General features: G+C 42.1%; 14 protein-coding genes, 1 tRNA gene and 3 rRNA genes. 14 read left to right on the top strand and 4 right to left on the bottom strand.

Annotated elements, in window-relative coordinates; genetic code table 11:
• Position 1: 1 nt before the first annotated feature.
• Positions 2–265, top strand: coding sequence for a GrxA family glutaredoxin (locus tag EL121_RS03370; protein ID WP_039197705.1), 264 nt, complete (start codon positions 2–4; stop codon positions 263–265).
• 58 nt (positions 266–323) lie between these two features.
• Here EL121_RS03370 and rph read toward each other — a convergent pair whose 3' ends face one another.
• Positions 324–1,040, bottom strand: a complete 717-nt coding sequence (gene rph, locus EL121_RS03365; protein ID WP_014992081.1) for a ribonuclease PH — start codon at positions 1,038–1,040, stop codon at positions 324–326.
• Between the two features lie 203 nt (positions 1,041–1,243).
• Between rph and EL121_RS03360 the strand changes: the two genes are divergently transcribed.
• Positions 1,244–2,107: a YicC/YloC family endoribonuclease gene (locus EL121_RS03360; RefSeq protein ID WP_039197702.1), complete on the top strand. Its 864-nt coding sequence runs from the start codon at positions 1,244–1,246 to the stop codon at positions 2,105–2,107.
• An 8-nt stretch (positions 2,108–2,115) separates the two neighbouring features.
• Complete coding sequence (gene ygfZ / locus EL121_RS03355; protein WP_039197700.1) at positions 2,116–3,003, top strand: CAF17-like 4Fe-4S cluster assembly/insertion protein YgfZ; 888 nt, start codon at positions 2,116–2,118, stop codon at positions 3,001–3,003.
• A gap of 49 nt (positions 3,004–3,052) precedes the next feature.
• On the opposite strand, the gene EL121_RS03350 is transcribed toward ygfZ, so the two are convergent.
• Positions 3,053–3,313 carry a YfhL family 4Fe-4S dicluster ferredoxin gene (locus tag EL121_RS03350; RefSeq protein ID WP_005614274.1) on the bottom strand — a complete coding sequence of 87 codons (261 nt, stop codon included), beginning with the start codon at positions 3,311–3,313 and terminating at the stop codon, positions 3,053–3,055.
• Positions 3,314–3,543: 230 nt separating this feature from the next.
• Here EL121_RS03350 and treB point away from each other — a divergent pair, with 230 nt between their 5' ends.
• Both treB and treC read left to right on the top strand, forming a co-directional pair.
• Positions 3,544–4,968 carry a PTS trehalose transporter subunit IIBC gene (gene treB, locus EL121_RS03345; protein WP_039197697.1) on the top strand — a complete coding sequence of 475 codons (1,425 nt, stop codon included), beginning with the start codon at positions 3,544–3,546 and terminating at the stop codon, positions 4,966–4,968.
• 76 nt (positions 4,969–5,044) lie between these two features.
• Positions 5,045–6,667 (top strand): alpha,alpha-phosphotrehalase, encoded by a 1,623-nt coding sequence (treC, locus tag EL121_RS03340; protein ID WP_039197695.1) that lies wholly within the window; start codon positions 5,045–5,047, stop codon positions 6,665–6,667.
• Positions 6,668–6,709: 42 nt separating this feature from the next.
• On the opposite strand, the gene narL is transcribed toward treC, so the two are convergent.
• Positions 6,710–7,339, bottom strand: a complete 630-nt coding sequence (gene narL / locus EL121_RS03335) for a two-component system response regulator NarL (protein ID WP_039197693.1) — start codon at positions 7,337–7,339, stop codon at positions 6,710–6,712.
• Positions 7,340–7,543: 204 nt separating this feature from the next.
• Between narL and rlmKL the strand changes: the two genes are divergently transcribed.
• Both rlmKL and trmL read left to right on the top strand, forming a co-directional pair.
• The gene (rlmKL, locus tag EL121_RS03330; RefSeq protein WP_039197692.1) at positions 7,544–9,682 is read left to right on the top strand and encodes a bifunctional 23S rRNA (guanine(2069)-N(7))-methyltransferase RlmK/23S rRNA (guanine(2445)-N(2))-methyltransferase RlmL; all 2,139 of its coding nucleotides are present in this window, start codon (positions 7,544–7,546) and stop codon (positions 9,680–9,682) included.
• 57 nt (positions 9,683–9,739) lie between these two features.
• The gene (gene trmL, locus EL121_RS03325; RefSeq protein ID WP_005600016.1) at positions 9,740–10,219 is read left to right on the top strand and encodes a tRNA (uridine(34)/cytosine(34)/5-carboxymethylaminomethyluridine(34)-2'-O)-methyltransferase TrmL; all 480 of its coding nucleotides are present in this window, start codon (positions 9,740–9,742) and stop codon (positions 10,217–10,219) included.
• Between the two features lie 140 nt (positions 10,220–10,359).
• Here the strand turns inward: trmL and tal are convergent, their stop codons facing one another.
• Positions 10,360–11,307 (bottom strand): transaldolase, encoded by a 948-nt coding sequence (gene tal / locus EL121_RS03320; protein ID WP_014992075.1) that lies wholly within the window; start codon positions 11,305–11,307, stop codon positions 10,360–10,362.
• Positions 11,308–11,790: 483 nt separating this feature from the next.
• Between tal and EL121_RS03315 the strand changes: the two genes are divergently transcribed.
• The 7 genes from EL121_RS03315 (at position 11,791) to EL121_RS03285 (ending at position 21,806) form a co-directional block, all read left to right on the top strand.
• A 16S ribosomal RNA gene (locus EL121_RS03315) occupies positions 11,791–13,330 on the top strand.
• Positions 13,331–13,481: 151 nt separating this feature from the next.
• A tRNA-Glu gene (locus tag EL121_RS03310) sits at positions 13,482–13,557 on the top strand.
• 221 nt (positions 13,558–13,778) lie between these two features.
• Positions 13,779–16,678, top strand: a 23S ribosomal RNA gene (locus tag EL121_RS03305).
• Positions 16,679–16,846: 168 nt separating this feature from the next.
• Positions 16,847–16,962, top strand: a 5S ribosomal RNA gene (gene rrf, locus EL121_RS03300).
• The 16S, 23S and 5S rRNA genes sit together here with 1 tRNA gene alongside, the layout of an rRNA operon.
• 354 nt (positions 16,963–17,316) lie before the next feature.
• Entirely contained in the window at positions 17,317–18,912 is a 1,596-nt protein-coding gene (locus EL121_RS03295; protein ID WP_039197690.1) for an ABC transporter substrate-binding protein, read from the top strand.
• Between the two features lie 164 nt (positions 18,913–19,076).
• Positions 19,077–20,678, top strand: a complete 1,602-nt coding sequence (locus tag EL121_RS03290) for an ABC transporter substrate-binding protein (protein ID WP_039197688.1) — start codon at positions 19,077–19,079, stop codon at positions 20,676–20,678.
• Between the two features lie 123 nt (positions 20,679–20,801).
• Positions 20,802–21,806 (top strand): ABC transporter permease subunit, encoded by a 1,005-nt coding sequence (locus tag EL121_RS03285; protein WP_039197686.1) that lies wholly within the window; start codon positions 20,802–20,804, stop codon positions 21,804–21,806.
• Positions 21,807–21,870 lie beyond the last annotated feature (64 nt).

Here is a 21,870-nt window from a genome sequence, read left to right as displayed (position 1 = left end):
TATGTTCGTAGAAATTTATGGTCGTATGACTTGCCCATATTGCACACGTGCGAAAGCGTTAGCGGAAAAAATGAAAGGCGAATTAGCGGATTTCGATTTTAAATTTATCGATATGATTGCTGAAGGTATCTCAAAAGAAGATTTAGAACCACGTGTTGGTAAACCGGTTGCAACTGTGCCGCAAATTTTCTTAGATCACGCTCACGTTGGCGGTTGTACTGATTTCCAAGCATTAGTGAAAGAAAAATTCGGGATTGAAGTTTAATTACTAATCATTAGAAACAAAAACGGCACAAGTATTTAATTTACTTGTGCCGTTTAGTTTATAGGCCTAATGCTTTACGTTGAGCATCTAATAATTGATTAATGCCTTGATGAGCGAGATCGAGTAATTGTAACAATTCCATATGTGAGAATGGCTCACCCTCCGCAGTGCCCTGCACTTCAACTAATCTACCGTCTTCGACCATCACGACATTCATATCCGTTTCGGCATTTGAATCTTCGACATATTCCAAATCACATACCGCATTACCGTCCACGATACCGACAGAAATTGCCGCCACTAAACCTTTCATCGGATTTTCTTTCAGTACGCCGTCAGCGACTAATTTGCTCATCGCATCGTGTAAAGCCACACACGCACCGGTAATTGCCGCGGTACGAGTACCGCCATCTGCTTGAATCACATCACAATCAATCGTAATCGTACGTTCGCCAAGTGCTTTTAAATCTACCACTGCACGTAATGAGCGCGCGATAAGACGTTGAATTTCCATGGTTCTGCCGCCTTGTTTACCTTTTGCCGCTTCACGCTGCATACGGCTGTGAGTAGAGCGTGGTAACATACCGTATTCAGCGGTTACCCAACCCTGTTGCTGACCTTTTAAAAAGCGAGGAACCGTTTCTTCCACGGTTGCATTACATAAAACTTTGGTTTCACCGAATTCAACTAAAACGGAACCTTCCGCATAACGAGTATAGTGACGAGTAATTTTTACCGGACGAACTTGATTCAGTTCACGATTATTTGGGCGCATGATTTCTTCCTTTTACTAAAAAATTTTCGCCATTTTAACAAATAAAACAGTACAATGTGATTTTTATTGCCTCGGAAAATACGGAAATACACGGAAAGGTTTTTTGAAGGACTGCAAGCGGTTAAATTTTCCGAAAATTTTGCAAAAATCTTTCCGTGTTTTTCAGTGATATTCCGAGGTTAATTAACAAGAAGGAACACAAAATGATTTATAGTATGACCGCTTTCGCCCATTTAGAAATTAAAAAAGAGTGGGGCAATGCCGTGTGGGAAATTCGCTCGGTGAATCAACGTTTTTTAGAAACTTATTTTCGTTTGCCGGAGCAATTCCGTAATTTAGAAATGACCTTGCGCGAGCGTTTACGTGCATCACTAACACGCGGAAAAGTGGAATGTAGTTTACGTATCGAATTAAGTAATAACCAAAACAGTGAATTGGCGTTAAATAAAGAGTATGCAGAAAAGGTAATCAGTTCATTACAAACCTTAAGGGGTATTGCCGGTGAGGGTGAGATCAACTTAGTGGATATTTTACGTTATCCGGGCGTGGTGGATGCTCAAACACAAGATTTGGATCAAATCGGGCAAGACCTGTTAGCCGGTTTCGAACAAATTTTAGCGGACTTTATTGCGATGCGTGGTCGTGAAGGTGCCAATTTACAAGCATTGATCCAACAGCGATTAGATACGATTGCCGAGATCGCAACCAAAGTGCAAGCACAAATGCCGGAAATTCTGCAATGGCAGAAAGATAAATTACAACAACGTTTTGATGAGCTGAATTTGCAATTAGATCCGCAACGTTTAGAGCAAGAAATGATGTTAACCGCACAGCGTGTGGATGTGGCGGAAGAATTAGATCGCTTACAATTACACGTTAAAGAAACGACTAATGTCTTGAAAAAAGGCGGGGCGGTAGGTCGTAAATTAGACTTTATGATGCAAGAGTTAAACCGTGAATCTAATACATTAGCATCAAAATCAATTAATGCGGACGTAACCAATTCAGCGGTTGAATTAAAAGTGTTAATCGAACAGATGCGTGAGCAAATTCAGAATTTAGAGTAGGTGTTTTTATGACGTGTGAATGCAGCAAAATCAGTAATAGCCACCCAGATCTCTGCGTGCAACTTTCTCAGTATCGTTTAATTGAAATTGCAGGTGTAGATGCTGAGAAATATCTTCAAGGACAATTAACCTGTGATGTGGCGAAACTGGCAGAGGGTGAGCATACCTTAACCTGCCATTGTGATCCGAAAGGCAAAATGAGTGCGTTAATCCGTTTATATCGTCAAGCGGCAGATAAATTTATCGCCATGATTCATGTGGATTTATTACCGGAAGCGCTTAACCAACTAAAAAAATATGCGGTGTTTTCTAAGGTTACTTTCACCGAATTAGATACGCCGATTTATGGCGTAACAAGCGGTGAGATTTTGGCAAAACTTGGCGAAAATACGACCGCTTTGGTGATTCCGCAAGGGCAAAAACGTGCGATTGTTTGGGGTGAAACGCTAGAAACCAATGCCGATAGCCAATTGTGGGATTTAATCGACATTCAAGACGGAATTCCGATGTTGCTAAAAGCGAATCAATTTGAATTGATTCCGCAGGCAACCAATTTACAAGCGGTCGAAAATGCGATTTCTTTTACTAAAGGTTGCTATATCGGGCAAGAAACGGTGGCGCGTGCGAAATATCGTGGTGCGAATAAGCGAGCAATGTTTACTTTAGTCGGCAGATTTGAAGGTGAGGTAAGCTTACCGGAAGTCGGCGGTTCGGTTGAAATGCAGCTCGGTGAAAATTGGCGTGCAACCGGCACAATCTTAAATAGCGTGGCATATCAAAATAAACTTTGGCTGCAAGTGGTAATGAATAATGATGTTGAAGCGGATACTGCATTTAGAATTAACGGAATTCCATTAGCAATTTGCGATTTGCCTTACAGCTTTAAAGACGCATAATAAAAAACGGAGAATGAAAGTTCATTCTCCGTTTTTTTATATTTTATTTTTATATCTTGTCCGGGTGGTGAATCATCACAAATCTTTCCCATAACTCTTCTTGCGTTTCTTGATGTTCCGGATCCGGAATAATACAGTTAGTAATCGGGCAAACTTTTTGGCAGGTCGGCTTTTCATAATGTCCGACACATTCGGTACATAGCACCGGATCAATCACGTACACATCATCGCCGATTGAAATTGCTTCATTCGGACATTCAGGTAAGCACATATCACAGTTGGTACATTTGTGGGTAATCAGTAAAGCCATAAATTCAACGTATTCTAAAAAGTGAGCGATTATACAGGTAAAACGAAAAGGTAATTTAGATTTACAGATATTTTACGCTAAAACGAAAAATTTTTGTGATCTAGATCGCAAATTTTGAATTTATTTTTCTTTTATCCCTTCTTTGGGGAACGTTCCCATTTACAAAAAATAACCAATATCTATAATTCGCATAATTTCAAAGTCAACCGTCCAATAACAGGAGTATTCCTATGGCTAAAGCAAACATCGATCCGCAAAATGTGGATAAATTAATTGAATTTATTGGTGGTCGTGAAAACATTGCGACTGTCACTCATTGTATTACTCGTTTGCGTTTCGTGTTAAATGATGACGGCAAAGTAGATAGCAAAGCGTTAGAAGGCTTACCGATGGTAAAAGCGAATTTTGCTACAGGCGGGCAATACCAAGTCGTTATCGGGCAGGAGGTCGGTGATTACTACAAAATCGTATTGGAAAAAACTGGCTTAGCGAATGTTGATAAAGAGCAAGTGAAAGCGGCGGCTCGCCAGAACCAAAAAGGTTATGAACGTTTGATTTCGCATATGGCGGATATTTTTATTCCGTTGCTGCCGGCGTTAATCAGTGGCGGTTTGATTTTAGGTTTTCGTAACGTGATTGGCGATATTGCGATGTTTGAAAACGGTACCAAAACCCTTGTACAAATCAGCAGTTTTTGGGCAAGCGTGCATAGTTTCTTATGGCTGATCGGCGAGGCGATTTTCCATTTCTTACCGGTGGGAATTTGTTGGTCGATAGCTCGCAAAATGGGGACATCGCCAATTTTGGGTATTGTGTTAGGGGTGACTCTTGTTTCACCTCAGTTAATGAACTCTTACGGCTTAGGTTCGCAAATTCCGGAGGTTTGGGATTTTGGTTTGTTAGCGGTCGAGAAAGTCGGTTATCAAGCGCAAGTAATTCCGGCAATTATGGCGGGTTTGGCATTAGCTTATATTGAGCGCTTTATGACGAAAATTGTGCCGAATTATCTTAATCTCATCATTGTACCGGTGGTATCAATTATTGTAGCAGTGTTCCTTGCGCATACGATTATCGGCCCAATTGGACGTGAAATCGGTAACGGTATTGCGTTCGTAGTGAAACATTCGATGACCGGCGATTTTGCCCCAATCGGTGCGGCGTTATTTGGTTTCCTTTATGCACCGCTTGTAGTAACTGGCGTACACCAAACCACGTTGGCGATTGATATGCAGATGATTCAAAGTATTGGCGGTACGCCTGTTTGGCCGATTATTGCTTTATCAAATATTGCACAAGCTTCTGCCGTATTGGCGATTGTGTTTGTGAGCAAAAAAGCGAATGAACGTGAAGTTTCCGTACCGGCGGCACTTTCCGCTTATTTAGGTGTAACTGAACCGGCAATGTACGGTATTAACTTAAAATATCGCTTCCCAATGCTATGTGCAATGATTGGTGCGGCATTAGCGGGCTTAATTTGTGGCTTCGCCGGTGTACTAGCGAATGGTATCGGTGTGGGCGGTTTGCCGGGCATTTTATCCATTCAACACGTTTACTGGGGAACGTTTGCGATTGCGATGTTAGTCGCGATTGTTGTTCCGTTAGCATTGACCGCAATGGTTTATAAACGCAAAGAAAAAGCGGGAATGTTAGAATAATCAAATAGATAGCGGTTAGATTTTCGCAAAATTTTACTAAAATCTGACCGCTTGTTACTTCTATAAGGAAAGCAGAATGAGCAAAAATTGGTGGAAAGACGGGGTAATTTATCAGATTTATCCGAAATCTTTCCAAGATACAACAGGTTCCGGTACGGGCGATATTCAGGGGATTATTAAGCGTTTAGATTATTTGCAAACCTTAGGGGTGGACGGCATTTGGATTACACCAATGTACGTTTCTCCGCAAATTGATAACGGCTATGACATTGCTAACTACCGTGAAATCGACCCAAGTTACGGCACGATGGCAGACTTTGAGCAATTGATTGCAGAGGCTCACAAACGCAATATTCGCATTGTGATGGATATGGTGTTTAACCACAGTTCGACTTTCCATGAATGGTTCAAGCAAGGCGAAGATCCGCAATCTGAATATCATGATTTCTATATTTGGCGAGAAACTCCGACTAATTGGAAATCGAAATTTGGTGGCTCAGCATGGAAATGGTCGGATAAAGCGCAAAAATACTATTTACATTTATTCGCCCCGGAACAGGCGGATCTGAACTGGGAAAATCCTCGTTTGCGTGCCGAATTATTTGATATTTGCCGTTTTTGGGCGGAGAAAGGCATTGACGGTTTGCGTTTAGACGTGGTGAATTTAATTTCTAAACCTGAACACTATGAAGACGATTTTGAGGGCGATGGTCGCCGTTTTTATACCGATGGACATAAAATTCATCAACATTTGCAAGAACTCAATCAAAAAGCGCTTACTCCTTATGGTTTGATGACGGTGGGCGAAATGTCTTCGACTAAGCTCGAGCATTGCCAGCAATATGCAAATTTGGCAGGCACGGAGCTTTCGATGACCTTTAATTTCCACCACCTTAAAGTGGATTACCCGAATGGTGAAAAATGGACGTATGCTCAGCCTGATTATGTGGAGCTGAAGTCGATTTTTAACTATTGGCAACAGGGAATGCACAACAAAGCATGGTATGCGTTGTTCTGGTGTAATCACGATCAGCCTCGCATTGTTTCTCGCTTTGGCGATGAAGGTGAGCTTCGCATCACATCAGCAAAAATGTTGGCGATGTTGCTACACGGAATGCAAGGCACGCCGTATATTTATCAGGGCGAAGAAATCGGGATGACTAACCCGAACTTTACCAGCATTGCAGAATATCGAGATGTGGAAAGCCTCAACGCTTATGCAGAATTGCAAGAAAAAGGTGAAAATGAACCGCTTATTCTTAAAATTTTAGGGCAAAAATCGCGAGATAACTCACGCACACCAGTGCAATGGGATGCAACTGAAAATGCAGGTTTTTCAAGTGGTAAGCCGTGGATTGATGTGGCGAAAAACTTCCGAGAAATTAATGTGGAACAGGCATTGGCGGATAAAGATTCGGTGTTCTACACTTATCAATCATTAATTGCGTTACGTAAGAAATTGGCGGTATTAACGGATGGCGATTATACGGATTTACTGCCGGAACATCCGCTGGTTTGGGCGTATCTCCGTCAAACAGCGCAAGAGAGATTAACGGTTGTTGCCAATTTAAGTGCGGAGAAGCAGCTCGTTAATATTGAAACAAGCGGTCGAATTTTGATGAATAATTACCAACAAGTCTCGCAAACCGAACAAGGGATTTGGCTTGCACCCTATCAAAGTATTTACTTCATCGCATAAAAAAGAGGAGCAATTGCTCCTCTTTTTTACAGATAAATTTGATTAGCCTTTTTGTTGTTCTAGATAAAGCACGGTAGCGGCTACACGTGAATGTACATTTAATTTGCGTAATAAATTACGAATATGTACTTTCACCGTCTCTTCTGAAATGAACAACTGACCGGCAATTTGTTTATTTGACATACCGGTTGCGATCCACTGTAAAACATCACGTTCACGGTCGGTTAAAACACTTAACGGATCATTTTCCGGGCGGCGATCTAATAAATGTTGCTGTACCGCTTCACTTAATACCATTTCACCTTTTGCCGCTTTACGAATATTTTCGACTAAATCGGCCGTATCGCTGTCTTTTAGCAAATAGCCGTCAACACCGGCATCCATCAACGCAAAAATATCGGATTGTTCGTCCGATACGGTTAAGACGATAATACGGCTATCCACGCCATGAGTGCGTAGAGAACGTAAAGTGTCTAAACCTGAGATCCCTTTCATATTTAAATCTAAAATAATCAGATCAGGATCTTTATCTAACGCTAACGCAATGCCGTCAGTACCGTTACTTGCTTCCCCAATTACAACAAAATTATCTTCTAATTCAAGAATTTGACGCATACCTTGGCGCATAAGCGGGTGGTCATCAATCAAAAGAATTTTATAAGGTTCGGTCATTTTGTGCCTCCAATAAAAATTGGCATAAATTTTGATAGTTATACTTACCTAAAGCAAGTTACCCATTTTGGGTAATTTAAAACATTTTTGATCTTAGCCAATTTCTTGTCTAGTTAAATTTCCTATTGATTTGTAAAACTTTTCAACTATTAGACCGCTTGTTCCGCTATAATAGCGTTAATTTTAGCTAAAAGAATGATAACAATGACGACTCAAACAACTTATTTTGCCACTGCTGCTCGTGGTTTTGAAGAAATGTTAAAAACAGAACTGGAGCAGATCTGCCAAGCCGAGTGTAAAGTTGCACAAGGTGGGGTGCATTTTACGACGACCCAACGAGGAGCATATCAGGCATTACTACATAGCCGTTTGGCTTCTCGTATTTTATTACCGCTGGTAACCACCAAAATTTTTAGTGATCTGGATTTATACGCAACGATTGTTGGTATCAACTGGGCGGAAATTTTTGATCCTCGTGATACTTTCTTCGTCGATTTCAACGGCACTAACCGAGAGATCCGCAACACACAATTCGGTGCGATGCGAGTAAAAGACGGTGTGGTAGATTATTTTGAACGTAAAGGCTTTGCTCGCCCGACAGTAGATAAAGATCATGCGGATATTCGAATTCACGTTTATCTCGACCGAGAAAATATGGTGGTATCGCTTGATTTAAGCGGTGATGCATTACATATGAGAGGCTACCGTGAAGATACAGGTAAAGCACCGTTACGTGAAACATTGGCAGCGGCGATTATTCTTCGTTCCGGCTGGCAAAAAGGCACTCCGTTGGTTGATCCGATGTGCGGTTCCGGTACGTTATTGATTGAAGCGGCACAAATGCAAGCGAGTATCGCACCGCAATTGCACCGTAAACACTGGGGCTTTAATGCGTGGAAAGGACATCAACAAGCGGTATGGAAAGAAGTGTTGGAACAAGCCTATTTGCAACAAAATGAAGAAATTCAACCGCTTTTCTTCGGCTTTGACCTTGATCATCGCGTATTGGCTAAAGCTAAACAGAATGCGAAAAATGCCGGTGTGGCACATTTAATTCAATGGCAACAAGGCGATGTAGCGGCGTTAAAAAATCCTTGCCCTGAACAAGCCGGAACCGTGATTTGTAACCCGCCGTACGGTGAGCGTTTAGGTACGACACCGGCGCTGATTGCACTTTATTCGGTATTCGGGCAACGTTTAAAACAACAATTCGGTGGTTGGAATGCTTCTATTTTTAGCGGCGAGCCGGAATTGTTGAACTGCTTACGTTTACGTTCGCACCGTCAATTCAAAGCGAAAAACGGTCCGTTAGACTGTTTACAAAAGAATTATCAAATTAGTGAGCGCACAGCGACTGAACAGCAAGCTGATGAACTTAAATTTGAGCAAAATGCACAAGTTGCGCCTGATTTTGCTAATCGTTTAGCGAAGAATATTAAGAAAATTGAAAAATGGGCGAAGCAGCAAGGTATTAATGCATATCGTTTATATGATGCGGATTTACCGGAATATAATTTAGCGGTTGATCGCTATGATGATCATATTGTGGTACAAGAGTATGCTGCACCGAAAAACATTGATGAGCAAAAAGCCCGTCAGCGTTTACTCGATGCTGTGTCTGCAACCTTATATGTAACAGGCGTGGAAACCAATAAATTGGTTTTAAAAGTTCGCCAAAAGCAAAAAGGTACGAACCAATATGAGAAATTAGCCAATAAAGGTGATTATTTCTACGTAACCGAATACGGTGCAAAATTATGGGTAAATTTGACCGATTATCTTGATACCGGCTTATTCTTAGATCACCGTCTAACACGTAAGATGGTAGGGCAGATGGCAAAAGGTAAAACGTTCCTCAATCTTTTTGCTTACACCGGTTCAGCAACCATTCATGCCGCATTAAACGGTGCGAAGTCCACAACTACGGTAGATATGTCGAATACTTACCTGAATTGGGCGGAACAAAATTTAGAGCTAAATAATTTACCGCTACGTAATAACCGCTTATTCCAAGCCGATTGCTTACAATGGTTGGCGGAATGTCGAGAACGCTTTGAGTTGATTTTCGTTGACCCGCCAACGTTCTCAAATTCAAAACGAATGGAAGACAGTTGGGATGTTCAGCGCGATCATATTAAGTTAATGACGCAGCTTAAACGCATTTTGACAGCGGACGGCACAATCGTATTCTCGAATAATAAACGTGGTTTTAAAATGGATTTCGAAGGATTAGCCGAATTAGGATTACAAGCGGAAAATATTTCACATAAAACATTACCGCTTGATTTTGAGCGTAATCCACAAATCCATAACTGTTGGATCATTCGTCATATTGAAAATTAACAATGATGGAATACACAAGCGAGATTTGTGTATTCCATATTTTGATGGTAAATAAAAATGTTAGATATTGTTTTATATGAACCGGAAATTCCACAAAACAGCGGTAATATTATCCGTTTGTGTGCAAACTGTGGCTTTAGATTACATATGATTGAACCGCTAGGTTTTGCGTGGGACGACAAAAAACTACGTCGTTCAGGTTTGGATTATCACGAGTTTGTCGATATTCAAAAATACAAAAATTTTGAAGACTTTTTAGAACGTGCCAAGCCAAAACGTTTATTTGCGCTAACGACTAAAGGCGAACCGAATCATAGTGAAGTGAGTTATGAATTAGGCGACTTCCTCATGTTTGGACCGGAAAGCCGTGGTATCCCGATGGCGATTTTGGATAGCTTACCGATGTCGCAAAAAATCCGAGTGCCAATGTGTAAAGACAGTCGCAGTATGAATCTCTCCAATACGGTGGCGGTTGTTGTATATGAAGCGTGGCGTCAATTCGGTTACCAAGGTTCTGTGCCGAGACAGCCAATTTAGCTTAGCGCTATCAAATTACAAGCGGTTAATTTTCCTTAAGAATTTGCAAATTATTCTGAGAAATTGACCGCTTGCTTGCCTAAGTCGCATAAAAAAATCCCAAGCATTCGCTTGGGATTTTTGTTTCAATGATTCAGTAATTAAAGTTTAGCGGCAAGCATTGCTTCTAATTTCTCAATATCTACTGCAAATTTACGGATACCTTCCGCTAATTTTTCAACAGCCATTGGGTCTTGGTTATGTTGCCAATAGAATTCCGCTTCTGTTAATGGTGCCGGACGAGTTTTCACTTCACCTTTATATTCTAATTTACGAACAAGCGGGGCATTGCTTTCAGCAAGTTCTTTTAATAACGGTGGAGCAATAGTTAAACGGTCACAACCTGCGATTTCTGTAATCTCACCTACATTACGGAAACTTGCACCCATAACCACGGTTTGATAGCCGTACTGTTTGTAGTAATTATAGATATTCGTAACAGAAATTACACCTGGATCTTCTGCCGGTGCATATTCTTTTTTCTCTGCTGCTTTATACCAGTCTAAGATACGACCAACAAACGGAGAGATTAAGTAAACGCCTGCTTCCGCACACGCACGAGCTTGTGCTTGAGAGAATAATAAGGTTAAGTTACAGTTGATACCTTCTTTCTCTAATACTTCCGCCGCACGAATACCTTGCCAGGTTGAAGCGATTTTAATCAGAATACGATCATTGCTAATGCCTGCTTCGTTATAAAGCTTCATAATTTGGCGAGCTTTCTCAATTGTTGCTTCCGTATCGTAAGAAAGACGGGCATCAACTTCTGTTGAAATACGTCCCGGTACAATTTTTAGAATTTCTAAACCAATATTAACTGCTAACTTATCTTCCGCATCAATAAGTTGTTGAGCTTTATCATCACTTTTTGCTTTAGCATAAGCCACTGCATCATCAATTAATGAAGCGTATTGCGGTAATGCAGACGCACTTAAAATTAAAGACGGGTTAGTGGTTGCATCTTGCGGTTGATATTGTTTGATTGCTTCAATGTCGCCTGTATCGGCAACAACAACAGTCATTTCACGTAAAGCATCTAATTGGCTCATAAAAGGTTCCTCTTTATATAAATAGATGAATAAGGATAATGGCATATATAATAACAGTAACTTCTCGAAAAAGTACGAATAATTTTGTGAGGAAGATCACAAAATTAGACTTATAGTCAAAAGTTATCATGAAATTACTCAAAAATGCTCTTGTTTTACTCAATTTGAATAAATGTTATGCGAAGAGTCAATTATTTTAAATTTTTTGCAAAAAAGTACTTGCAAGGATTTTAGATTTCTCTATAATGCACCTCACACAACGACGCACTGTTGTGAACGATTTAAAATTGATTGCCAGTGCGTCGTTTCTTTTTGTTCTTTAACAATTTATCAGACAATCTGTGTGGGCACTTGTTGATTGACTTAATTAAAAAATATTTTTGATTTTGAAGTCTTAATAGGTGCTTAAACTAGAAATTCATTTTTACTTTTAAAGTAATATGTAAACTTAGCTAAGCAGTTTATTGAGCGATTAAACTTTTTGAATTGAAGAGTTTGATCATGGCTCAGATTGAACGCTGGCGGCAGGCTTAACACATGCAAGTCGAACGGTAGCACGAAGGAGCTTGCTCCTTGGGTGACGAGTGGCGGACGGGTGAGTAATGCTTGGGAATCTGGCTTATGGAGGGGGATAACTACGGGAAACTGTAGCTAATACCGCGTAATATCTTCGGATTAAAGTGTGGGACCGCAAGGCCACATGCCATGAGATGAGCCCAAGTGGGATTAGGTAGTTGGTGGGGTAAAGGCCTACCAAGCCGACGATCTCTAGCTGGTCTGAGAGGATGACCAGCCACACTGGAACTGAGACACGGTCCAGACTCCTACGGGAGGCAGCAGTGGGGAATATTGCACAATGGGGGGAACCCTGATGCAGCCATGCCGCGTGAATGAAGAAGGCCTTCGGGTTGTAAAGTTCTTTCGGTAGCGAGGAAGGTATCAAATTTAATAGATTTGGTAATTGACGTTAACTACAGAAGAAGCACCGGCTAACTCCGTGCCAGCAGCCGCGGTAATACGGAGGGTGCGAGCGTTAATCGGAATAACTGGGCGTAAAGGGCACGCAGGCGGTTGATTAAGTGAGATGTGAAAGCCCCGGGCTTAACCTGGGAATTGCATTTCATACTGGTCAACTAGAGTACTTTAGGGAGGGGTAGAATTCCACGTGTAGCGGTGAAATGCGTAGAGATGTGGAGGAATACCGAAGGCGAAGGCAGCCCCTTGGGAATGTACTGACGCTCATGTGCGAAAGCGTGGGGAGCAAACAGGATTAGATACCCTGGTAGTCCACGCTGTAAACGCTGTCGATTTGGGGATTGGACTTTAAGTCTGGTGCCCGAAGCTAACGTGATAAATCGACCGCCTGGGGAGTACGGCCGCAAGGTTAAAACTCAAATGAATTGACGGGGGCCCGCACAAGCGGTGGAGCATGTGGTTTAATTCGATGCAACGCGAAGAACCTTACCTACTCTTGACATCCATGGAATCTTGTAGAGATACGAGAGTGCCTTCGGGAACCATGAGACAGGTGCTGCATGGCTGTCGTCAGCTCGTGTTGTGAAATGTTGGGTTAAGTCCCGCAACGAGCGCAACCCTTATCCTTTGTTGCCAGCGGTTCGGCCGGGAACTCAAAGGAGACTGCCAGTGATAAACTGGAGGAAGGTGGGGATGACGTCAAGTCATCATGGCCCTTACGAGTAGGGCTACACACGTGCTACAATGGCGTATACAGAGGGAAGCAATATGGCGACATGGAGCAAATCTCACAAAGTACGTCTAAGTCCGGATTGGAGTCTGCAACTCGACTCCATGAAGTCGGAATCGCTAGTAATCGCAAATCAGAATGTTGCGGTGAATACGTTCCCGGGCCTTGTACACACCGCCCGTCACACCATGGGAGTGGGTTGTACCAGAAGTAGATAGCTTAACCGCAAGGGGGGCGTTTACCACGGTATGATTCATGACTGGGGTGAAGTCGTAACAAGGTAACCGTAGGGGAACCTGCGGTTGGATCACCTCCTTACCAAGATTAAGCGACTGCAAGTGTTCACACAGATTGTTTGATGAATGAATAAGCGTTTACGTTAAGTGATTTAAAAAGTTATTGAAAAATAACGGAATTTAACGTAGAATAATGCGCTCAAATGGCAAAGTGGAGAGCATCTTTAAATGTTGTCCCCATCGTCTAGAGGCCTAGGACATCGCCCTTTCACGGCGGTAACCGGGGTTCGAATCCCCGTGGGGACGCCATTTAAAGATGACTTTTGTTGTCTAAATTGTTCTTTAAAAAATTGGAAACAAGCTGAAAAACTGAGAGATTTTTCAAGTTTGTTAAAGCGAAAGCGATAACGAATACATTGAAAGTCTGAGTAGTTAAAAAAATCTTGACTGAACAAAAGCAGTCAAGTGTTTAGTTTAAAAACTAACGTCAAATGCGAAGTTTGAAAGAATAAGAACATTTGAGGTTGTATAGTTAAGTGACTAAGCGTACACGGTGGATGCCTTGGCAATCAGAGGCGAAGAAGGACGTGCTAATCTGCGAAAAGCTTGGATGAGTTGATAAGAAGCGTTTAATCCAAGATATCCGAATGGGGAAACCCACTAGATGAAGAATCTAGTATCACTATCTGAATACATAGGATAGTGAGGCAAACCGGGAGAACTGAAACATCTAAGTACCCCGAGGAAAAGAAATCAACCGAGATTCTGTAAGTAGCGGCGAGCGAAAGCGGAAGAGCCTGTTAGTGATAATAGTTTTGTTAGGAGAATGAGCTGGGAAGCTCAATCGTAGAGGGTGATAATCCCGTATCCGAAAACATTATTATGGTACTAAGCTAACGATAAGTAGGGCGGGACACGAGAAATCCTGTTTGAAGATGGGGGGACCATCCTCCAAGGCTAAATACTCCTGATTGACCGATAGTGAACCAGTACTGTGAAGGAAAGGCGAAAAGAACCCCAGTGAGGGGAGTGAAATAGAACCTGAAACCGTGTACGTACAAGCAGTGGGAGCCTCTTAATGGGGTGACTGCGTACCTTTTGTATAATGGGTCAGCGACTTATATTTTGTAGCGAGGTTAACTGAATAAGGGAGCCGAAGGGAAACCGAGTCTTAACTGGGCGTTTGAGTTGCAAGGTATAGACCCGAAACCCGGTGATCTAGCCATGGGCAGGTTGAAGATTGGGTAACACTAATTGGAGGACCGAACCGACTAATGTTGAAAAATTAGCGGATGACTTGTGGCTGGGGGTGAAAGGCCAATCAAACCGGGAGATAGCTGGTTCTCCCCGAAATCTATTTAGGTAGAGCCTTGAGCGGACACCTTCGGGGGTAGAGCACTGTTTCGGCTAGGGGTCCATCCCGGATTACCAACCCGATGCAAACTGCGAATACCGAAGAGTGATACTCAGGAGACACACGGTGGGTGCTAACGTCCATCGTGGAGAGGGAAACAACCCAGACCGCCAGCTAAGGTCCCAAAGTACTAGTTAAGTGGGAAACGAAGTGGGAAGGCTTAGACAGCTAGGATGTTGGCTTAGAAGCAGCCACCATTTAAAGAAAGCGTAATAGCTCACTAGTCGAGTCGGCCTGCGCGGAAGATGTAACGGGGCTAAAACTAGTCACCGAAGCTGCGGCATCAGTAGAAATACTGTTGGGTAGGGGAGCGTTCTGTAAGCGGATGAAGCTGAATTGAGAAGTTTGGTGGACGTATCAGAAGTGCGAATGCTGACATAAGTAACGACAAAACGAGTGAAAAACTCGTTCGCCGGAAGACCAAGGGTTCCTGTCCAACGTTAATCGGGGCAGGGTGAGTCGGCCCCTAAGGCGAGGCTGAAAAGCGTAGTCGATGGGAAACGGGTTAATATTCCCGTACTTGGTATAACTGCGATGTGGGGACGGAGAAGGTTAGGTTATCAGACTGTTGGATGTCTGTTTAAGCCGGTAGGTGGGAATTTTAGGCAAATCCGGAATTCCGTTAACACCGAGAAGTGATGACGAGTCTCTACGGAGATGAAGTAACCGATACCACGCTTCCAGGAAAAGCCACTAAGCTTCAGGTTATACTAAACCGTACTATAAACCGACACAGGTGGTCAGGTAGAGAATACTCAGGCGCTTGAGAGAACTCGGGTGAAGGAACTAGGCAAAATAGCACCGTAACTTCGGGAGAAGGTGCGCCGGCGTAGATTGTAGAGATTTACTCTCGAAGGTTGAACCGGTCGAAGATACCAGCTGGCTGCAACTGTTTATTAAAAACACAGCACTCTGCAAACACGAAAGTGGACGTATAGGGTGTGATGCCTGCCCGGTGCTGGAAGGTTAATTGATGGTGTTATCGAAAGAGAAGCTCCTGATCGAAGCCCCAGTAAACGGCGGCCGTAACTATAACGGTCCTAAGGTAGCGAAATTCCTTGTCGGGTAAGTTCCGACCTGCACGAATGGCATAATGATGGCCAGGCTGTCTCCACCCGAGACTCAGTGAAATTGAAATCGCCGTGAAGATGCGGTGTACCCGCGGCTAGACGGAAAGACCCCGTGAACCTTTACTATAGCTTGACACTGAACATTGAATTTTGATGTGTAGGATAGGTGGGAGCCTTTGAAGCAGTCACGCCAGTGATTGTGGAGGCGTCCTTGAAATACCACCCTTTAACGTTTGATGTTCTAACGAAGATTGCGGAACGCGGTCTCGGACAGTGTCTGGTGGGTAGTTTGACTGGGGCGGTCTCCTCCCAAAGAGTAACGGAGGAGCACGAAGGTTTGCTAATCACGGTCGGACATCGTGAGGTTAGTGCAATGGTATAAGCAAGCTTAACTGCGAGACAGACAAGTCGAGCAGGTGCGAAAGCAGGTCATAGTGATCCGGTGGTTCTGAATGGAAGGGCCATCGCTCAACGGATAAAAGGTACTCCGGGGATAACAGGCTGATACCGCCCAAGAGTTCATATCGACGGCGGTGTTTGGCACCTCGATGTCGGCTCATCACATCCTGGGGCTGAAGTAGGTCCCAAGGGTATGGCTGTTCGCCATTTAAAGTGGTACGCGAGCTGGGTTTAGAACGTCGTGAGACAGTTCGGTCCCTATCTGCCGTGGGCGTTGGAGAATTGAGAGGGGCTGCTCCTAGTACGAGAGGACCGGAGTGGACGCATCACTGGTGTTCCAGTTGTCTCGCCAGAGGCATTGCTGGGTAGCTACATGCGGAAGAGATAAGTGCTGAAAGCATCTAAGCACGAAACTTGCCTCAAGATGAGTTCTCCCAGTCTATAAGACTGTAAGGGTTGTTGGAGACTACGACGTAGATAGGTCTGGTGTGTAAGTGGTGTGAGCCATTGAGCTAACGGATACTAATTGCCCGAGAGGCTTAACTATACAACGCTCAAGTGTTTTTGGGCATGAAGCAAATAAATGCTAAAGAGAACTAAACTAAAAATCAGTAACAGCTTGTTTCGAATTTAAAGTGCGAATAAAAAGCAGATAAAGAACAAAGAAAAAGATAGATAAAGACGAAGGCGATAGCCGAAGTCATCGACAGAATATTCTGGCGACCAGAGTGCTGTGGCTCTACCTGACTCCATTCCGAACTCAGAAGTAAAACGCAGTAACGCCGATGGTAGTGTGGGGTTTCCCCATGTGAGAGTAGGGCATCGCCAGATTGAATTAAAGGGAACCCTGTGGTTAGCGATAACCACGGGTTTTTTGCTTTTGGGGGTGAATTCGTTTTCAGCTCCAGCTTCATTTTTATCTTTATTTATCCTCTTTTATTTATCTTCTCCTTTCCCTTTTCCCTTCTTCCAACAGCCTCCATCACTGCAATTTGCAGAAAATAAGGGAAATTTGACCGCTTGTCAGAGTGAAATAATAAATTAGTCTTCTCTCTGATGAAGAGTAGTAAGAGATTGCAGTTGCTTTTTCTAATTACCTTACTGTTGAACGTTGCAATATGAAATAGGGCTGATAATATGTAAATTATTCAAAAAATAATTTATAGCACAACATCAGGGTATTTCATGCAAAAATTTTTCTCTTTATCAGCGCTTACGTTGTTACTTTTCTCTAATTCGGCACTCGCTGCACCTAAAACATTTACTTATTGTATTGAATCTTCGCCTACTTTTTTAAACCCGCAAATCGGCACAGACGGTGCAACATTAGATGTGGCACAAGCGTTATATAATCGTTTAATTGATTTTGAACCGGGTACAACAAATCTTATTCCTTCATTAGCTGAAAAATGGGATATTTCTGCGGATGGTAAGACCTATACCTTTTATTTACGTAAAGGGGTTAAGTTTCATAAAAATAAAGAGTTTACACCATCTCGTAATTTTAATGCCGATGATGTGTTGTTCGTTTTTAACCGCCAATTAAATAAATATAATTATTTCCATAATGTTTCGGGCGGAAACTACGAGTTTTTCTTAGGTATGGATATGCCTAATATTATTGAAAAAGCTGAGAAAGTAGATACTTACGTAGTTAAATTTCACTTAAAAGTGCCGAATGCGCCGTTTTTAGCTAATCTCGCGATGGATTTTGCCTCGATTTCCTCTTCGGAATATGCCGACCAAATGTTAAAAGCCGGAACACCGGAGAAAGTGGATACCGCACCGATTGGTACTGGACCGTTTGAGTTTGCCGGTTTACAAAAAGATGCTTATGTACGTTTTAAAGCATTTGATGATTATTGGCTGGGCAGAGCAAAATTAGATCGCTTAGTCTTTAGCGTTACGCCTGATGCAACGGTACGTTATGCCAAATTGCAGAAAAATGAATGTCAGGCAATGCCGTATCCAAACCCAGCTGATATTGCTCAGATGAAAGCGGATACTAACTTACAAGTATTGGAAAAATCTGGTTTAAACATTGGTTATATTACTTTTAATTTGGATAAGAAACCGTTAGATAATCAGAAAGTACGTCAAGCACTCAATTATGCGGTAAACAAGCAGGCAATTTTAGAATCGGTGTATCAAGGAACAGGTTCTGTTGCTAAAAATCCAATGCCACCGATAATTTGGGGCTATAACGATGAGGTTCAGGATTATGAATATAATCCGGAGAAAGCGAAAGCATTGTTAAAAGAAGCCGGCTTGGAAAACGGTTTTGAAACGGAATTATGGGCAATGCCTGTTTCTCGCCCATATAACCCAAATGCCCGTCGTATGGCTGAAATGGTTCAGGAAGATTGGAAGAAAATCGGGGTGAATGCCAAAATTGTTAGTTTTGAATGGGGAGAATATCTCAAGCGAATGGAACAAGGCGAACATTCAACCGGTATGATGGGCTGGACTGGTGATAACGGCGATCCAGATAATTTCTTAAATACCTTATTAAGTTGTAATGCAGTCAAACAAGGCTCAAATTATGCACATTTCTGTGACAAATCTTACAATGATTTAGTTACGCAAGCGGCACAAGAATCGGATAAAGCAAAACGAGAAGCACTTTATAAACAGGCTCAAGTAATTTTTAAACAGCAAGCGCCTTGGTTGCCGATTGCGCATTCAACAACTTATTTCCCGATGCGTAAAGAAGTAAAAGGCTATATAGTTAGTCCTTTCTTATCGCATAACTTCTATCGAGTGGAGTTAGGAAATAATTAATAGATTGTAGTAAATATGATAGGCGGTCTAAATTTTGCGGAAATTTGCAAATTTTCGTTGAATTTGGACCGCTTTTTACTGAAAAAGTATTGAACTTCATCGAAAAACTTGTATATTCGATTAATTCATAAAAATAAAAAACAAACACAACATTGGAGCATTCGATGAAAAAACTCACCAAACTCTCTTTATTGCCATTGGCAATTGCCGCCTCGAGTTCGGCTTTTGCGGCACCTAAAACATTCGTTTATTGTTTAGAAGCCTCACCTACTTACTTAAATCCGCAATTTGCAACAGACGGTGGTACGCTTGATGCGACGAGCCAAACTATTTTTAATCGTTTAGTTGATTTTGCTAAAGGTGAAACCTCTGTTATCCCTTCTTTAGCGGAAAAATGGGATGTATCAGAAGACGGTAAAAGTTATACCTTTTATTTACGTAAAGGGGTGAAATTCCATTCAACTAAAGATTTTAAACCAAGCCGTGATTTTAATGCCGATGACGTAGTATTCTCATTCAATCGTCAATTAGATCCGAATCATCCGTATCATAAAGTGTCCGGCGGAAACTATGAATATTTTATTGGTATGGATATGGGCAACATTATTCAAAATGTTGAGAAAGTGGATGATTATACGGTTAAAATTAATCTAAAAGTACCGAATGCACCGTTTTTAGCGAATATTGCGATGGACTTTGCTTCGATCTTCTCTGCGGAATATGCGGATAAATTATTGAAAGCAGGTACACCGGAAAAATTAGATCAAAATCCGGTCGGTACGGGCCCATTCCAATTTGTTGATTACCAAAAAGATTCTCAGATTCGTTACAAAGGCTTTGAGCAATATTGGGAAGGTAAACCGGCGATTGACCGTTTAGTTTTTGCGATTACGCCGGATGCGTCGGTTCGTATGGCGAAATTACAAAAAGGTGAATGTCACGCAGCACCTTACCCGAATCCGGCTGATCTTGAAGCATTGAAACAAGATCCGAATATCAATTTAATGACCAAACCGGGTTTAAATATTGGTTATTTGCATTTCAATACGCAGAAAAAACCGTTTGATGATGTGAAGGTGCGTCAAGCGTTAAACTATGCAATTAACAAAGATGCAATTATTCAGTCTGTTTATCAAGGTTCCGGCGAAAAAGCGAAAAATCCGATTCCACCGACAATGTGGAGCTATAACGATGAAGTGAAGGATTATGACTATGATCCGGAAAAAGCCAAAGCCTTGTTAAAAGAAGTCGGATTGGAAAAAGGTTTTGATACCGAAGTGTGGGCAATGCCGGTTTCTCGTCCGTATAACCCGAATGCACGCCGTATGGCGGAGCTTATCCAAGAAGATTGGAAAAAAGTGGGTGTGAATGCCAAAATCGTGAGTTACGAATGGGGTGAATATCTCAATCGTATGCGTGACGGCGAACATACAACCGGTATGATGGGCTGGAACGGTGATAACGGAGATCCGGATAACTTCCTAAATACCTTATTAAGTTGTGCGGCGGTAAAACAAGGTTCTAACTATGCCAAATTCTGTCATAAAGATTTTGATAAGTTAATGACTGATGCAGTTCAAACAACTGATAAAGCAAAACGTACCGAGCTTTATAAACAAGCTCAAGTACTTTTCAAAGAGCAAGCACCATGGGTAACAATTGCTCACTCAACTACTTATTTCCCTGTCCGTAAGGAAGTAAAGGGTTATGTGATCAGCCCATTTAGCTTACATAATTTCTACGGGGTTGATTTAGAGACAAAATAAGTTCTCTTATTAACTATTGAAAGCACGGCAAAGGGGATAGGCAATTTGTAAAAAATTCGCTGAATTTTACCGCTTATGCCGTGTTTTTCCTATTTTCCGTGGTACAAATAATGAGTATACCTAATGTTTTCATTTATTCTTAAACGTCTTTTGATGGTTATCCCAACCTTTCTGGCGATAACGTTAATTACTTTTGCCTTAGTACATTTGATTCCGGGGGATCCGATTGAAATTCGGATGGGAGAACGAGGCTTAGATCCGGCGGTTCACGCTCAGATGATGGCTCAGCTCGGTTTAGATTTGCCGCTACATGAACAATATTTTAATTATATTAAAGGGGTATTTCAGGGCGATCTCGGCAATTCATTCCGTAATAACGAACCGGTGTTAAAAGAATTTTTCACACTTTTCCCTGCAACGGTTGAATTAGCTTTCTTTGCACTATTATGGTCGTTGCTATTCGGTATCTTTCTTGGCGTGATTGCTGCCGTGAAGAAGGATTCATGGATTTCGCATACAGTGACCACTTTATCTTTAACCGGTTATTCGATGCCGATTTTCTGGTGGGGCTTAATCTTAATTCTCTATTTCTCTACGCCGTTAGGTTTACCTGCTTCAGGACGTTTACCTTCCGAATATTGGATTGAAGCGGAAACCGGCTTTATGCTGTATGACACTTGGGTTTCAGACGAGCCGGGTGCATTTATCGCCGCGATTAAATCGCTGATTTTGCCTTCGATCGTGTTAGGCACTATTCCATTGGCGGTAGTGACGCGTATGACCCGTTCTTCAATGCTGGAAGTGTTAGGTGAAGATTATATTCGTACCGCAAAAGCGAAAGGCTTGAATACTACTCGTATTGTGATTGTTCATGCGTTACGCAATGCGTTGATTCCGGTAGTTACTGTAGTGGGACTGATTGTGGGGCAGCTACTTTCTGGTGCGGTACTTACCGAAAATATTTTCTCGTGGCCGGGTATCGGTAAATGGATTATTGATGCGATTAATGCGCGTGATTATCCGGTATTACAAGGCTCAGTGCTTATTATTGCGACGATTATTATTTTGGTGAATTTAACCGTTGATTTAATTTACGGCGTAGTTAACCCAAGAATTCGCCATAACTAAGCCTATTTTTCAGCTTTTACAAGCGGTTAAATTTACGCAAAATTTTGCAAAATGATTTTAATGG

Origin of the sequence: Actinobacillus equuli, assembly GCF_900636745.1 — a bacterium.
In the GTDB taxonomy this organism is placed as follows: Bacteria; Pseudomonadota; Gammaproteobacteria; order Enterobacterales; family Pasteurellaceae; genus Actinobacillus; species Actinobacillus equuli.
Note: the sequence above shows the minus strand (reverse complement) of the source record. Positions and strands in the feature narration are given on the sequence as shown.